The organism is Nocardia sp. NPDC058640 (assembly GCF_042716995.1).
Taxonomy (GTDB): domain Bacteria; phylum Actinomycetota; class Actinomycetes; order Mycobacteriales; family Mycobacteriaceae; genus Nocardia.
Genome location: NZ_JBHXRG010000054.1, coordinates 1 through 15,883, shown reverse-complemented (window position 1 = coordinate 15,883; position 15,883 = coordinate 1). Strand labels below are relative to the sequence as shown.

At 66.1% G+C, this 15,883-nt stretch carries 12 protein-coding genes and 1 pseudogene; 5 read left to right on the top strand and 8 right to left on the bottom strand.

The features are described 5' to 3' along the window. Positions 1-208 precede the first annotated feature (208 nt). Positions 209-862 (bottom strand): hypothetical protein, encoded by a 654-nt coding sequence (locus ACFWU5_RS28660; protein WP_379269977.1) that lies wholly within the window; start codon positions 860-862, stop codon positions 209-211. 507 nt (positions 863-1,369) lie between these two features. On the opposite strand from ACFWU5_RS28660, the gene ACFWU5_RS28655 reads away from it, so the two are divergent. Further along, the gene (locus ACFWU5_RS28655) at positions 1,370-4,579 is read left to right on the top strand and encodes a heterodisulfide reductase-related iron-sulfur binding cluster (RefSeq protein ID WP_379269975.1); all 3,210 of its coding nucleotides are present in this window, start codon (positions 1,370-1,372) and stop codon (positions 4,577-4,579) included. A gap of 74 nt (positions 4,580-4,653) precedes the next feature. Here the strand turns inward: ACFWU5_RS28655 and ACFWU5_RS28650 are convergent, their stop codons facing one another. Next, complete coding sequence (locus ACFWU5_RS28650; RefSeq protein ID WP_379269973.1) at positions 4,654-5,601, bottom strand: NADP-dependent oxidoreductase; 948 nt, start codon at positions 5,599-5,601, stop codon at positions 4,654-4,656. A 75-nt stretch (positions 5,602-5,676) separates the two neighbouring features. Next, entirely contained in the window at positions 5,677-6,201 is a 525-nt protein-coding gene (locus ACFWU5_RS28645; RefSeq protein WP_379269971.1) for a YdcF family protein, read from the bottom strand. Between the two features lie 312 nt (positions 6,202-6,513). On the opposite strand from ACFWU5_RS28645, the gene ACFWU5_RS28640 reads away from it, so the two are divergent. Together ACFWU5_RS28640 and ACFWU5_RS28635 are read left to right on the top strand one after the other, a co-directional pair. After that, on the top strand, positions 6,514-7,836 hold the full coding sequence (locus ACFWU5_RS28640; RefSeq protein WP_379269969.1) for a UDP-glucose dehydrogenase family protein: 1,323 nt from the start codon (positions 6,514-6,516) through the stop codon (positions 7,834-7,836). 45 nt (positions 7,837-7,881) lie between these two features. Beyond that, positions 7,882-9,237: an Hsp70 family protein gene (locus ACFWU5_RS28635; protein ID WP_379269967.1), complete on the top strand. Its 1,356-nt coding sequence runs from the start codon at positions 7,882-7,884 to the stop codon at positions 9,235-9,237. Between the two features lie 203 nt (positions 9,238-9,440). Here the strand turns inward: ACFWU5_RS28635 and ACFWU5_RS28630 are convergent, their stop codons facing one another. From ACFWU5_RS28630 to ACFWU5_RS28620, 3 genes are all read right to left on the bottom strand, one after another. Beyond that, positions 9,441-10,715: a YibE/F family protein gene (locus ACFWU5_RS28630; protein WP_379269965.1), complete on the bottom strand. Its 1,275-nt coding sequence runs from the start codon at positions 10,713-10,715 to the stop codon at positions 9,441-9,443. Between the two features lie 466 nt (positions 10,716-11,181). After that, positions 11,182-12,426, bottom strand: a complete 1,245-nt coding sequence (locus ACFWU5_RS28625; protein WP_379247396.1) for a pyridoxal phosphate-dependent aminotransferase — start codon at positions 12,424-12,426, stop codon at positions 11,182-11,184. A 91-nt stretch (positions 12,427-12,517) separates the two neighbouring features. After that, positions 12,518-13,777 carry a helix-turn-helix domain-containing protein gene (locus ACFWU5_RS28620; RefSeq protein WP_379269963.1) on the bottom strand — a complete coding sequence of 420 codons (1,260 nt, stop codon included), beginning with the start codon at positions 13,775-13,777 and terminating at the stop codon, positions 12,518-12,520. 204 nt (positions 13,778-13,981) lie between these two features. Between ACFWU5_RS28620 and ACFWU5_RS28615 the strand changes: the two genes are divergently transcribed. Continuing rightward, the gene (locus ACFWU5_RS28615; RefSeq protein ID WP_379247392.1) at positions 13,982-14,488 is read left to right on the top strand and encodes a hypothetical protein; all 507 of its coding nucleotides are present in this window, start codon (positions 13,982-13,984) and stop codon (positions 14,486-14,488) included. Here ACFWU5_RS28615 and dcd read toward each other — a convergent pair. After that, complete coding sequence (gene dcd / locus ACFWU5_RS28610; RefSeq protein ID WP_379247390.1) at positions 14,407-15,006, bottom strand: dCTP deaminase; 600 nt, start codon at positions 15,004-15,006, stop codon at positions 14,407-14,409. The genes ACFWU5_RS28615 and dcd overlap by 82 nt on opposite strands. Before the next feature lie 209 nt (positions 15,007-15,215). Further along, positions 15,216-15,482: pseudogene (locus ACFWU5_RS28605) on the bottom strand (hypothetical protein); the annotation flags it as partial. 82 nt (positions 15,483-15,564) lie between these two features. Here ACFWU5_RS28605 and ACFWU5_RS28600 point away from each other — a divergent pair. Beyond that, positions 15,565-15,705: a hypothetical protein gene (locus tag ACFWU5_RS28600; protein WP_379269978.1), complete on the top strand. Its 141-nt coding sequence runs from the start codon at positions 15,565-15,567 to the stop codon at positions 15,703-15,705. Positions 15,706-15,883 lie beyond the last annotated feature (178 nt).

Sequence of the window (15,883 nt, the reverse complement as noted above, 5' to 3'; positions counted from 1 at the left end):
CCCTCAGGGGCCGCGCTCGAGCGCGCCAGCGCTCCAAAAACACAGCCTCAAACCCCCCGGGACCACTCAAACCCTGAAGCTCTGCCACACAAATCATCCCGGGACCCCCAAACCCTGAAGCTCTGCCGAACACCCCCTCCCAGCACCACCACCCCCAAACAGCAAAAAGCCCCGCTCCAACCAGGAGCGGGGCCCAAAGCTCAATCCCCTACTTAGGCTTGTCAGCCCAAACAGTCGTGCCATCCGGAGCCTGCAGCACCTGCAGCAGCTCCCAGCCGGTGACTGCCATAACCGGGCCACCGACGGCGATCATGCCCAGGATGCCGCCGATCGCGGCGCCCGTCGGCAGGCCAACGATGCAGCCTGCCAGCACGGCGATCAGGCCAAGGCCACAGCCGACGATCGCACCGATGGCGGTGCCGACGAAGGTGCCGACCGCGGTTCCGATGCTGAACTTGCTGGAGAAATCGTTGATCGCCCTCTGGTTCTCCTGCGCCGAAGCGATTTCGGAGCCCTTGAGAACCGGCTTCGGAACAACCGTCTGCTGACCCATTTCTACGCCGGCCGGCTTCTCCGGAGTCAGCGCAAGAACAGTGGAGTCCTTGATGACCTCGGCCTTGGTCGGAATATCTGCGCCACCGATCGTGAACGCGATCGGCAGGGCCACGACCAGACCGCCGCGGGCGTCCTTGATCTCAGCGATTTGAGTCTTCGGCGCCTCGGGAGTCTCCCCAGCCTGCTCGACGATCGAGAAGGTGCCGTTCTGGAGGGTCGCGACCACCGTCTTGTCGACGAGCTTGACCGAGTACTTGATGTCCTGCGGCGCCTCGTCGGCATGTGCGGTGCCCATGGCAACGGTCATCGCCCCGATAACCAGTGCGGCAGCCGCAGTAGTCCTACGGAAGTTCATTCAGGTTCCATTCATCAGGTGTGGTGCGGCGTGCGGTCCAGCAACACGCGAGATCTCGTCAAGCGAGGACATCTGGTGAGATGTCCCCGACTTCTCCCCGAGCAGTGTGAAGACCGGCACAGCATGCAGAACAGCTGGAGCCTAATGGACTGAAACCCCAGTGGCCAGAAGGAATTTCGGCGAAGTTAGTAAGCCTGACCTTAGTGTCGCCGCAGTTCACGCACGGTTTACGGTGTTCACCAGCAGCTATTGGAACCCCGTAGCAAACATTTTTGTGATATTGCCCACAGGCAATATCCAGGTCAAGCCCCAGTAAACAAGGTCAGAGCGCAAATGCCGATCCTACGGTGGACAGCGGTAGTTACTGACGGGTAACTTAGGGCCGGTTACGATACGAGCAACCTCGGTGGAGTCTGTCCATCGCTGACCCTCGTGTTGCCTCGAAAGAAAGGTCGCGACATGAATGCCCTGACTATCACGTTGGGCACGATTGGAGCTGTGCTCAGCCTGTTCTGTTGGGCGTCGTTTATCGGCGGCGCCTGGAACATCGGCAAGGCCATCACCATCGGCCAGCCAGCTCCCGATCGTTGGCGACCGTTCTTCCCGCGGTTCAAGCACATGTTCATCGAGGTCGCGGCCCATACGCGGATGAACAAGTTCCGCACCGTGGGCTGGCCGCACTGGCTGGTCATGACCGGCTTCATCCTGGGCGCGATCCTGTGGTTCGAGGCCTACGGCCAGACCTTCGACCCGTCGTTCCACTGGCCGTTCATCGGCGGCACCGCTGCCTACCACCTGCTCGACGAGATCCTGGGCATCGGCACCGTGGTCGGCATCGTCACGCTGATCGTCATCCGCCAGCTGAACCACCCGCGTGTGCCCGCGCGCCTGTCGCGTTTCAGCGGCTCCAAGATGGCGCCCGCCTATGTCATCGAGACGATCGTCTTGATGGAGGGCCTGGGCATGATCTTCGTCAAGGCGGGCAAACTCGCGACCTACGGCAACGCGCACGCTTCCACCGATTTCTTCACCATGCAGGTGGCCAAGCTGCTGCCCGCGAGCCCGACCATGGTGTCGATCTTCGCGTTCGTGAAGCTGATGTCGGGCATGGCCTTCCTGTACCTGGTCGGCCGCAACATCACCTGGGGCGTGGCCTGGCACCGCTTCTCCGCCTTCTTCAACATCTACTTCAAGCGTGAGGCCGACGGCAGTGTCGCGCTGGGCGCCGCCGCCCCGATGATGTCGCACGGCAAGGTGCTCACCATCGAGAACGTCGACCCCGAGGTGGACAGCCTGGGCGCAGGCCACATGGAGGACTTCTCCTGGAAGGGCTGGCTGGACTTCACCACCTGCACCGAGTGTGGCCGCTGCCAGTCGCAGTGCCCCGCCTGGAACACCGGCAAGCCGCTGTCGCCGAAGCTGCTGATCATGTCGCTGCGCGACCACGGTTACGCCGCCGCCCCGTACCTGCTGGCCGGTGGCCGCAAGGATGCCGCGGGCGACGAGATCGGTCTGGTCGACGCCGACGGCAAGCCCGACGAGGCCGCACTGGCCAAGATCCCCGAGGCCGCTCGCGCCGAGGCCGCGCGCCCGATGATCGGTGGCGAGGAGATCGGCGGGATCATCGACCCCGAGGTCCTGTGGTCCTGCACCACCTGTGGCGCGTGTGTGGAGCAGTGCCCGGTCGATATCGAGCACGTGGACCACATCATCGATATGCGCCGCTACCAGGTGCTCATCGAGTCGGAGTTCCCCTCCGAGCTGGCCGGCCTGTTCAAGAACCTCGAGAACAAGGGCAACCCGTGGGGTCAGAACTCCAAGGACCGCCTGAACTGGATCAAGGAAGTCGATTTCGACATCCCGGTGTTCGGTAAAGACGCCGACAGCTTCGACGGGTACGAGTACCTGTTCTGGGTCGGTTGCGCCGGCGCCTACGAAGACCGCGCGAAGAAAACCACCAAAGCCGTCGCCGAACTGCTGGCCACCGCGGGCACCAAGTTCATGGTGCTCGGTGCCGACGAAACCTGCACCGGTGACTCCGCTCGCCGCGCGGGCAACGAGTTCTTGTTCCAGCAGTTGGCGTTGCAGAACATCGAGACCATCAACTCGGTGTTCGAAGGTGTCGAGCAGTCCAAGAAGAAGATCGTGGTCACCTGCGCGCACTGCTTCAACACGTTGAACAACGAGTACCCGCAGGTCGGTGGCACCTACGAGGTCGTGCACCACACCCAGCTGCTGAACCGGCTGGTGCGCAACAAGCAGCTGGTGCCCGTGGCCACGGTCTCGCAGAACATCACCTACCACGACCCCTGCTACCTGGGTCGGCACAACAAGATCTACAACGCCCCGCGTGAACTGATGGAAGCCTCGGGCTCGACCCTGGTCGAAATGCCCCGGCACGCGGAACGTTCCATGTGCTGTGGTGCCGGTGGCGCCCGGATGTGGATGGAAGAGCAGCTGGGCAAGCGCATCAACGTCGACCGGGTCGACGAGGCACTGTCGACCAACCCGACCAAGATCGCGACCGGTTGCCCGTTCTGCCGGGTCATGCTCAACGACGGCGTGACCGCACGTCAGGAACAGGGCCAGGGCGAAGGTGTCGAGGTCGTCGACGTCTCGCAGCTGATCCTGGACTCGATCACCCGTATCGACGCGTCGCAGTTGTCGGCCAACCTGGTCGTTGTCCAGGAGCCGAAGGTCGAAGCAGAACCCGAACCCGAGCCGGAACCGGTCGTCGAGGCCGCACCTGCTGCTGCTGCTGCGAAGACTGCTCCCGCTGGTGGCGGTTTGGGCATGAAGGGTGCCGCGAAGGCCCCCGGCGGCGGCCTCGGAATGAAGGGTGCCGCGAAGGCTCCCGGCGGCGGCCTGGGCATGAAGGGCGCAGCCAAGGCACCGGGCGCGAAGGCCCCCGCGGCCGACGCCACCCCGACCGCCGAAGCCGCTCCCGCCAAGGGCCTGGGCATGAAGGGCGGAGCGAAAGCTCCCGGCGGCGGCCTCGGTATGAAGGGCGGCGCAAAAGCCCCCGGCGCCAAGGCAACCGAAGCAGCCACCGAAACCGCGGCCCCCGCGGCTCCGGTCAAGGGCCTCGGCATGAAGGGCGGAGCCAAGGCTCCCGGCGGCGGCCTCGGCATGAAGGGCGGCGCAAAAGCCCCCGGTGCAAAGGCTCCCGGCGCAAGTACCCCGGCCACTCCCGCCGCAGAAACTCCTGCCCCCGAAGCCACCCCGGCCCCGACCGCACCCCCGGTCAAGGGTCTCGGCCTCAAGGGCAAGGCAAAGGCCCCCGGCGCCAAGTCCGCTGCGACTCCGGCACCACCATCGGCCCCGGCAACCCCGGCAGCAGAGGCAACCCCCACGGAAGCCCCCGCCACCCCCGAGGTTTCGACCCCCGCCGAATCCAAGCCGTCGGTCCCCGTCAAGGGCCTAGCCATGAAGTCCGGCTTCAAACGCCCGACCAAGGCCCCCGGCACCCCGGCACCGGCCGAACCCACAGCACCCGCTGCGGCACCGGCTGATTCCCCGGCACCCACGGAATCCGCGGCTCAACCCGACCCGGAAACCGCCAAGGCACCCGAGCCCACCGGCAACGGCACCCCGGCAGCCCCTCCGACCGCCAAGCCGGGCGGCCTCGGCTTCAAGTCCAGCGCAAAGGCCCCCGGCCGCAAGAACTGAACACCCTGAACACAACGGGAACGCTCCCGGATTCCTCGGAATCCGGGAGCGTTCCCGTTTACTCGTTGATCGCCCTAGCGCGGAGTGACCACGATCTTCCCGTGGGCGAGGCCTTGCTCCCCGTAGGCGTGTGCCTGCGCGATCTCGGCGAGGGTGAAGCTGCGGGCGATGCGGGTGTGGATCTTGCCCGCGGACTGCAGGGCGGCGATTTCGGTGAGTTGTGCTTGGTCGGGGTGGACGAACACCCAGTCCGCGCGGATGCCGCGGCGGCGTGCGACGTCGAGTTGGCTGGGGTTCGGTGTGGTGACGATGCGGCCGCCGTCGGCGAGGACGTCGAGTGAGCGGAGGAAGACCTTGCCGCCGATCGTGTCGAAGACCAGGTCGACGTTGTCGATGTGGTCGGCGAAGTCGCCCTTGGTGTAGTCGATCGGGGTCGCGCCGAGTTCGGTGACGAACTGTTGGTCCGACGGCCCCGCCGTGGCGAAGACCGTGGCCCCGGCGTTCACCGCGAACTGCACCGCCATGTGCCCGACACCACCCGCCCCGCCCTGCACGAGAACCTTCTGTCCCGCAACAAGTTCCGCGATAGCGAACAGTGCCTGCCAGGCGGTCAGCGATACCATCGGCGTGCCCGCCAGTTCCGCGGGGTCCACGTCGGTGGGCGCGTGCGTGACGTCGATCGCGCGCACCGCGACATAGTCCGCGTAGGCATTGCCGAGGCCGGGAAACCCCGCCATCCCGAAAACCATGTCGCCGACAGAGAACCCGGTCGCATCATGCCCGGTGGCCACGACCTTGCCCGCGATGTCCCACCCGAGCACCAGCGGCCGCGCGGCCGGGAGCTGGTCGGCGACACCCGAGCCGGCCCGAGTCTTCCAGTCCACGGGATTGATCCCGATCGACGTCGTCTCGAGCAGCAGGTGCCCGGGATAAGCCTCGGGCACCGTGGCGTCGTCCACGACGTGCAACACCTCCGGTCCGCCCCATTCATCGAGTTGGGCCTGGCGCATTCGATCGACCATCGTCAGCTCCTCCACGCTCGGGATTTTCGATCAACGGTATCGGCGGCGCGGCGCAACCAGCCCGTACGACACCCGTCAGCAGTCCGCGAACCAGGCCTTCACATACCCCGCCGATTGATACGCGTAGTCCCACGCCCACCGCGCCGGTGACAGGCGTGGTCGGGGGTCGGTGAACAGCAGTTCCCCGGACCAACATTTCCCGAGGATGTACCGAGCGCGGGAGATGTGCGGGGTAAAGGTGACCACGATGACGCGGTCCCAGTCGGCGCCGAGTCGCGCCAGCTCGCGCCCCTCACCGAGGGTGGTGCGCGGGCTGGGATCGAAGCAGATCACCTCGAAGCTGTAGCCGCCGTGGCAGATTCGGTTCACCATCGGACTGTGCTCGTACGGGTTGGAGATCAGCACACGCGGTGCGTAACCCTGCGCCGCCAACCGCAGTCCGAGCTGTTCGCGCCCGTCGTGGGCGCCCCCCAGCACCAGAATCGCATCGGCCACCCGCACCTCATCGGTGCGCGGCCGCACGTAGACCGGCCACAGCGCGATCACCGCGATCAACACCGCGACCAGCAATCCCCCCGTGGCGAACAGGATCCGGCGCATAACCGAATGCTAGTGAACCGACATCGCGTCCTCGGTGCCCGGCGTAATCGACCAATTCGCCGTCTCTCCATCGAAATTCCGCCTATAGGGCCCCCGAATTGGTCGATTACGCCGGGCAACCCGCTGGCGGAGCAGTCCCGCACAGCGCAGGCCGACGATCCGAACCCTGCACGGCCCAGAATTACATCACCGCAGGTAGAACCCCCGCACACCCACCGCAAAACCCCCCGTTCCCCCCTGTACACCAGATGTTGCTCCCCCTGCTGCCTCGCTGACGCGGCGTAGCCACGCACACCGCTTACCAACAGAACTATGCGATGCACAGTCTTCGGAACGGGCTATCTCGGAGCCACGCATGCAGCGTGTATGGCCGAGTTGGGACATGACGTGGTCGGGGTGGATGTGGATCCCGGCAAGGTAGCCAAGCTGTCCGATGGGGTGGTGCCGTTCTATGAACCGGGCCTCGAGGAAGTGTTGCAACGCAACCTCGCGACCGGCCGTCTGCGGTTCACCACCGATTACGAGGATGCCGCCGCACACGCCGACGTGCACTTCCTCGGCGTCGGAACCCCGCAGAAGAAGGGCGAGTACGGCGCGGACCTGAAATATGTGCACGCAGTGGTGGATACGCTCGCGCCGATGCTGGAACGCCCGGCGATGATCGTGGGCAAGTCCACGGTTCCGGTGGGAACCGCTGCAGCACTTGGCATTCGAGCTCGCGAACAGGCGAGGGTCGATGTCGAGGTCGCCTGGAACCCCGAGTTCCTCCGCGAAGGGTTCGCTGTCCAAGACACCTTGCGCCCCGACAGGCTCGTGCTCGGCCTGGATCATGCCCGCGAACAGTCGAATTGGGTCGAACAGCACATCCGCGAGATCTACGCCGACCTCATCGCCGCCGAGATCCCCTTCCTGCTCACCGACTTGGCCACCGCCGAATTGGTGAAGGTCTCCGCGAATGCCTTTCTCGCTACCAAGATTTCGTTCATCAACGCCGTCTCGGAGGTCTGTGAGGCCACCGGCGCCGACGTCACCATGCTGGCCGACGCCCTCGGCTACGACGCCCGCATCGGCCGCCGATTCCTCAATGCCGGACTGGGTTTCGGCGGCGGCTGTCTCCCCAAGGACATCCGTGCCTTCATGGCCCGCTCGGGCGAACTGGGTGCCGATCACGCCGTGGCGTTCCTGCGCGAGGTCGACAACATCAATATGCGCCGCCGCACCAAGGTGGTCGACATGGCCGCCCGCGCCTGCGGTGGTTCCCTGCTCGGCGCGAACGTGGCGGTTCTCGGCGCGGCGTTCAAGCCCGAGTCCGACGACGTCCGCGATTCGCCGGCACTGAATGTGGCGGGCATGATCCAGCTGCACGGCGCCGTGGTAACCGTGTACGACCCGAAGGCGGTGGAGAATTCGCGCCGCGTGTTCCCCACGTTGAACTACGCCACCTCGGTCTCAGAGGCGTGTGATCGCGCTGATGTGGTGCTGGTGCTGACCGAGTGGAACGAGTTCACCGCTTTGACCCCGGCGGACTTGGCACCGGTGGTACGGTCCCGTTCGATCATCGACGGTCGCAATTGCTTGGACAGCACCACCTGGCGTGACGCCGGCTGGGTGTACGCAGGCCTGGGCACCCCGTAGAGTAACCAGCCAGGTGGGGGCGTACTGCAACGAGATGGGCAACAGATGAGTTCGGTTCTGGGAGTGTCGGTGGGGGCCGGGACGGTGCGTCTGGCGCGTCCGCAGCACGGTGGCCCGCACGGTGTCGTCCCGCCGTATTCGTTCGAACTGCAGTCCATCGCGATGCCGGAGCAGCAGGCGGAGGAGTCCGCGGCCGAGGCGATCGCGGGCACGTTGGCCGGGTCGCCGGAGGTCGCCGCGACCACCATCGCGTTCCGCACCGACCAGCAGGCCAAGGCGGTGCGTGCCGCGATGGCGCGCCGCCAGCTCACCAACTACCAGCTCATCCCCGAAGCCGTGGCGGCCGTGCACTTCGCGCACGCGACCAGCGATATGCGCGAGGTGTCCACGCTGGCGGTGTACGACCTGGGTTCCTCGGGTCTGACCGTGAGCGTGATCAACGCCCGCACCAGCGATGTGCACCAGTGTGAGCGGATCAGCGATATCAGCGGCGACTACCTGGATTCGCTGATCAGGGAGCAGCAGATCGCCTCGGGCCGGATCGCGCATCCGGCCGATCCGGCGGGCCTGGCCGCGCTCGACGGTCTGTGCCGGGCGGCGAAAGAGCAACTGTCGCACAGCAATGCGGTGGCGTTACCCAGTGAGCAGGGCCTGGTCCTGCTCACTCAGGAGAATTTCGAAGCGTTGATGATGCTGGCGATCGAGTCGTCGGCGCGGATGGCCCGCGATGTCATCATCCGCGCCCAGCATCCCGTACAGGCGGTGCTGGTGATCGGTGGTGGCGCCCGGATTCCGCTGATCGCGCGCGTGCTCGAGCGCACGATCGGCGTCCCGGTGATCGTGCCCCCCGAACCCGAAACGGCCCTGGCCCGCGGTGCCGCGCTGTTGGCCCGTCCCGCGCAGGTCCAGCAGGCCCCCGCCGCCGCCCCGATCCCGATCGGCGACAACGACGACATCACCCCCGCCTGGCTGACCGCGCCCACTCGTGGCCGCCGCCCGCTGCGCGCGCTGACCAACCGTTCGCATTCGCGTCGAGAGTTGAATGTCGCGGTGCTGACGGTGAGTTCGCTGGTGGTGCTGGCCGCGATCGGTCTCGGTCTCGGTTACGGCCCTGAGGTGCTGGAAAGCGGTTCGTCCAGCGACGGTTCGCAGGCGGTCCCGGCGTCCACGCCGCCGCGCCCCAGCTCTGCCGACCCCACGACGACCCCGGTCACGACCACCGAGGCCGAGCACGCGGCCGTCGTCGCGCCCCCGGCCAACCAGCGCCCCACCGAGAAGACCACCGAAGCGCCACCGCCCCAGGGCCCCAACACTTTCACGGTGGTCCCGGGCCTGCCGCCGGTCGTGCTGCCGACGCTGCCCCCGGTGGTCCTGCCAGGCTTCCCTCCACCCGGCCAGTAACACCAAGCCGGGCAATGACACTCAGCCGGGCGGCAACACCCAGCCGATGCGGTAAGTCCCAGCCGGGCTGGTAAGTCCCAGCCGATGCGGTAAGTCCCAGCCGATGCGGTAAGTCCCAACCGGGCGGCAAGTCCCAGCCGGGCAGCAAGTCCCAGCCGGGCAGCAAGTCCCAGCCGGGCAGCAAGTCCCAGCCGGGCAGCACCTCAGTTCCGAGCGTGCCGTGCCCGAGCAGGCTGCGCGATAACAGTTTTCGCCCCGAACGGCCGAGCCAACATCACCGCGATCGCAGTAGTCAACGGCACCGACAACGCCAACGCGATACCACCCACCGCCGACCGCGTGATCTCGATGGCCACCGCGTCCCCGGTCAACACATCGGTGATCGACCGCCCCGCCACACTGAACAGCAGCAGCAACGGCAACGCCCCACCCGCGTACGCCAGAACCAGCGTGTACACGGTGCTGGCGATGTGGTCGCGCCCCACTCGCATGGCCGCGGTGAAGATCTCCCGCCGCGTAGCCCCCTCGTCGAGCGCGGCGAGTTCGAACGCCGCGGAAGCCTGCGTGATGGTCACGTCATTGAGCACACCCAGCGACCCGATGATGAACCCCGCCAGCAGCAACCCGGTGATGCTGACGTGCTGAATGTAGGTGGCCACGTTGGTGTTCTGTTCTTCGGACAGCCCCGTGAGATGCGTGATCTCGATCGCGACCCAGGACAGCAGCGCCGCCACCAGCATCGACGCGAGCGTGCCGAGCAGCGCCGAACTGGTCCGCAGATTCACTCCGTGCGCGAGGTACAGCACCACGTAGAGAATCAGCGCCCCCGACACCAACGCGACCGGAATCGCCGACTTCCCGTCCAGCAACGCGGGCAGCAGGAACATCACCACCACCCCGAACGCGAAGCACAACCCCACCAGCGCCCGGAATCCCCGCCACCGCGCGACCACGCAGATCACCACCACGAACGCGAGCACGATCAACGTCAACGGCAGTCCACGCGAGTAGTCCTCGAACCCGTACATGGGGATCCCCGCCGGGTCCGCGGCCCGCACGACGCGAATGTCGTCGCCCGCCCGCAGATCGGGTTGCCCCGGCCCCGGCGCGATCTCGATCAGCGTCTTCTTACCCTTGTCGGGCCCCGACCGAATGTCGATGATGCTGCGCTGACACGTGTAGGCGGCGATCCGAGGCGGTTCGGGCTTGTCCGCGAACACCTTTCCCATCGACGGACTCCCACAGGCCCCGATGTCCTGCATGACCACGGTCCCGGCCTCGGTCTGCACCGCCCCACCGGTCATGGTCTGCATCGGCAGCGGAATCTCGACGTTCTGCGAACTGGGCCACAAGATCACCGTCGCGGCCACCACGATCACCCCGATGATCGCCAACAGCCCCACGACAACCTTGGCAGCGGTGTCACTGATCGCAATGGGCCCGGAATGATCGTGATGATGGTGATGATGATCGCTCACGGCCCGAAGCCTAACGGATCTCGTTTTCAAGAACGACAAACGCAACACCAGATCTCGCAAGCACATGGGTAACTCACCGGGAACCAGCAAACCCAACCACCCCCACAACCCCCGGCCGCATACAAAACTCCCCGGGTACCTAGGTCTGGCCTAGATACCCGGGGAGGCGGTATGGGGCGGCGGAGAGCAGGGGGGTGTCTCCGCCGCCGCGGTAGGCGCCCAGGGGGGTAGGCGCGCTAACCGTAAGGCTCTCGGTTGTCCAGGGGGGGTAGACAACCGGGCCAGGGCGCCGAAGCGCCGAGGTCTACTGTACACAAAAGATGCCCTTTTGCACTAGTAGATCTTCAAAAGATCCGATTTTCCGAACTCGGAGTCTGTTTTCCCTGCATCTATCAGGATGCGCATCCTGACCTGAGCGTCGAAACTCACTGGTCAGGGCCGTGACAGGTGAGCTTCGACTGTAAACCTACTGGCGGTAGCTCGCCAGAAAATTTCCGAACCTTTCGATCGCCACGGCCAGATCCCGGGCCCACGGCAGCGTCACGATCCGCAGATGGTCGGTCGCGGGCCAGTTGAACCCGGTCCCCTGCACCATCAAGATCTTCTCCTGCAGCAGCAGATCGAGCACGAGCTTGCCGTCGTCATGGATCTCGTGCACGTTCGGATCCAGTCGCGGGAACGCGTACAGCGCGCCGCGCGGTTTCACGCACGACACACCCGGAATCATGTTCAGCCGCTCCCACGCCACGTCGCGCTGCTCGAGCAGTCGCCCGCCGGGCAGGATCAGGTCGTCGATGCTCTGGTATCCGCCCAGCGCCACCTGGATGGCGTGTTGCGCAGGCACGTTCGGGCACAGTCGCGACGACGCCAGCAGGTCGATGCCCTCGAGGAAACCACGAGCGTGGTCCTTGGGTCCGGTGATGGCCAGCCAGCCCGACCGATAACCGGCCACCCGGTACGCCTTGGACAGCCCGTTGAACGTCAGGCACAGCAGGTCGGGCGCCAGCGACGCCAGGGAGATGTGCTTGGCGTCGTCGTACAGGATCTTGTCGTAGATCTCGTCGGCCAGCAGCAGCAACCGATGCTTGCGCGCCAGATCGACGATCTGCTGCAGCACCTCCGCCGAGTACACCGCACCCGTGGGGTTGTTCGGGTTGATCACCAGCAGTGCCTTGGTCTTGTCGGTGATCTTCGATTCGATATCGGCGATATCGGGCTGCCAGCCGTTCTCCTCGTCGCACAGGTAGTGCACGGGGGTACCGCCGGCGAGGCTGGTCATGGCCGTCCACAGCGGGTAGTCCGGGGCCGGGATCAGCACTTCGTCGCCGTTGTCGAGCAGGGCCTGCATGGTGACGGTGATCAGCTCCGAGACACCGTTGCCCAGGTAGACGTCGTCCACATCGAGCTCGGGGAACCCGGGCACCAGCTCGTACCTGGTCACGATGGCGCGCCGAGCCGACAGGATCCCCTTCGACTCGGAGTACCCCTGCGCCAGCGGCAGCGCGGCGATGATGTCGCGCATGATCACATCGGGCGCCTCGAACCCGAACGGGGCCGGGTTGCCGATGTTGAGCTTGAGGATGCGATGGCCTTCGGCCTCGAGCCGTGCTGCCTGCGCGTGAACCGGCCCACGAATCTCGTAGACCACGTTCTGCAGTTTCGTCGACTGCTCGAGAACGCGCGGGGACACATGCGAAGGTTGGCTACTCACGAGTCCATCGTGCCACTCGCGGCAAACCGATTTAGTTGCACGGGCGGTGTGTGCCGTGTCGCGCCGACGCTCGATGCCTGGTGGCGGCCTTCTACGGCCTCGGATGACTCGCGAGCGCGGCCGTCGCTACGCAGAACTCTTCGATGCGTTCGTCCAGCCCGCGCGCTTCCACCGCGTCGCGATAAGTCGGCGTGGCGATGCGACGCCGCAACCCCACCAGTCGCTCACTGAGCTGCGCGATCCGTTTGTCCTCGGGCAGGTCGAGAACCGGCCGCAAAGCGTCAGCCGCCCCGTCGATACTCCCGTTGATCAGATGCGCAGCCGCATTATCGACCCGAGCCAACGACTCCGCCCCATACGAACGCTGCAGCGGCGGCCCACTCGAGTACAACGCGATGGCCCGATCGGTAGCCGCCAACGCCTGCTCCGCACGCCCGAGCTGAATGCACGTGGCCCCCGCGTAATACGCCGCCTTGGCCGGCCCGAACCCGAACACCCCACCGATCTCGTCGTGCAGTTCATCGCGCCGATCACCCCCGACCACCTCGGCCGCCCGCAAACACCGATCCGTGTCCACCTCACTACCCAACCGCGCCCACACCCGCGCCTCGATATTGAGCAACCGCACCCGTCCGAGCCCCTGACCCGCGAATTCCTGTCCGCTGCGCGCTAATTGGACCGCATTGCGTGGCCGATCCGACCAGTTCTCGATCAGCGCGTGCATCCCGCGCGTCCATGCCCGCAACCCGTTGTGCCCGCTCAGTTCCGCGTAAGCCCATGCGGCCCTGATCTGTTCGCCCGCGGCGTCGAGGTACCCCAGGTCGGTGCTGGCGTTGGCCAGCAGCCCCGACAATGTCCCGGCCAGCAAGTACAGGTGGCTGGTGTCGACGGGTTTCTGCTGCCCGTCCAGTAGTCGGTACACCCGCCTGCGCACCCGCAGCATTTCCACCATCATCGGCGCCGGTGCCGCGTGCACGTATTCGTTGGCGATGCGCCGCACGTCGGCGTCGAGCTGAGCCAGTGTCGTGGCCCCGACATTGGTACCCTCCGCGGCGGCCGCGTGTTCGCTGGCCTCGTGCGCAGCCGCCATGATCAACTCCTTCTCCGACAACACCTCGGGCACAGCACCTTTGAGCGTTCCGGCATCGACGAACGCCAGCAGGTCGACGTCACCGGCGGGCGCGAGCAGCGACGAGAACCGTGCTCGCACAACATCATCGGATCGAGCCAGCGACGTATCCAGCGCGGCCTGGTTCACCGGTCGCGGGCGCACCCGCTCCCCGCCCGCCTCCCACTTCGACACCAGTCGTTCGTGCACACCGAGATGAGCCGCGAACTCCCGGATGCTCATTCGTTTGGCATCGCGTAGAGCTCTGGCCTGCTTGCCTGTCCACTCCCCGACCACGGCGTCACCTCATCCGACGGACAACATGGTCCAGAGTACGAGCGAGACAGTGAGGCACACCACAACTTCGGGGAATCGGTATTGCCAGAGGCAGTGAAAGGGCGGTGCGGGGCAGTGGTCACGCGCGTGTCGGTGCGTGATTCTGGAAGGGTGGAAGCCAGAACTGTCGACGACTGGGTGCGGTGTTACCAGCGCGAGTTCCGGCTACCCGTCCGCGAGCGCGGCGGCTTTGTGATGCTGCCGATCACCGACCGGCTGTGTGTGGTGCACCTGCCCACCGCGCGCGCCGAGAAGGTGCTCACGGCGCTGCGCGAGCAACGTCGTGAGGGTCCGGTGCTGGCACGCCAGATCCGCTGGAGCGTGCTCGCCGCGCCCGATGCCCGGCCCTCCGAGGAAGAGGCCGCCGAGCTCGCGGGACTCGATATCGACATTCCCGGCACCGGCAGCGCGGTGATGTTGCCGACCGATCTGGGCCGGTGGAGTCGCGAGGGCTGTCACTGGGTGCGCCCGCCGACCGGCAACGACGCCATGCCCGCGCTGTCGCTGGTGCTACGGATCGCGGTGGCGTGCGGCCCTCAGCGCGTCTCGACCGCGCTGAGCGAATCCGGCGAGAGCGGGAAGTTGAGGTACGAACGCGACGGCGTCGGCCCGCGCTGATTCTGATACTTCGACCCGGCCTTGGCACTACCGTACGGATGCTCGGCCGGACTGCTCAACCGGATCAGACACAGCTGCCCGATCTTCATCCCCGGCCACAGCGTGATCGGCAGATTCGCCACATTCGACAGTTCCAGGGTGATGTGCCCGCTGAATCCCGGATCGATGAACCCCGCCGTCGAATGCGTGAGCAGCCCCAACCGCCCCAGACTCGACTTGCCCTCGAGCCGCCCGGCCAGATCGTCGGGCAGCGAGCACACCTCGAGCGTGGACCCGAGCACGAACTCCCCCGGGTGCAGCACGAACGGTTCGCCCGGCTTCGGCTCCACCAGGCTGGTCAGCTCGTCCTGCTGCTGAGCCGGGTCGATATGGGTGTAGCGACTGTTGTCGAACACCCGGAACAGCCCGTCGAGACGCACGTCGATGCTCGACGGCTGAACCATCGACTCGAGCATCGGTTCGACACCGAGCCGCCCGGAAGCGATCTCGGCCCTGATGTCACGATCGGAGAGCAGCACGCGGCCCAGTGTAGGCAGCCGACATCGCAGGTGAGAGCCCACCACCCCCTCGAGCCCGCCCACCGGTGAGCCCACCCCCGGCCACGACTGCCCGCCCAACAGGCAGCCGAGCGCACCGCCGCAGATGACCGTCCACCGGTCAGCCCCGGTCACGGCTCACCCGCGAGGCGCGTCGCATCGACCCCGCGGGTAAAGCCGCCCGACCCGGATTACGACGTCGGCTGCACCGGCGTCCCCACATCAGCAGTCGCCGTCGGCTGCACCGGCGTCCCCATCTCGGTGGTCTCCGCCGACCCACCGCCATGATTCGGGTTGGTGCAGATGGTCCCCTCACACGGAACCCACGTGCCATCCCCGTTCGGGTTCGGCATCATGTTCGGCCCCGGCGCAGGCGCACTCGGATCAGCACCGCCATGGTTCGGGTTGGTACAAATCGTCCCTTCACACGGAACCCACGTCCCATCCCCATTGGGATTGGGCATCATGTTCGGCCCCGGCGCAGGCGCGGTCGGATGCACATGCCCCGGATCACCGTGCCCCGGATCATGCGCCGCCGAAGTGGTCGGCTTCGCGCTGGTCGTGGTCGACGTCGTACTCGTAGTGGTCGACGTCTTCGACCCGGAATCATCGGAGCACCCCGCCCCCAACACCGTCAACGCCGCGATCACCGAAACGAACAGAACCCGCTTCATACAGTGAGCCTTCCGTCAGCCCGGCCGTCGACTCACACCCACCGAGCCGAATCTTCGAACCGGAGAACTTTGCGAAACCGTTGCCCGCACTCTAGCCTCGACCGGTCATGGAAATAGGGTCTGACCTGCACCAGAAATGGCGAAAGGTGCTCTGACCTGCGATAATTCTTCTTGTCTAGGGAAGA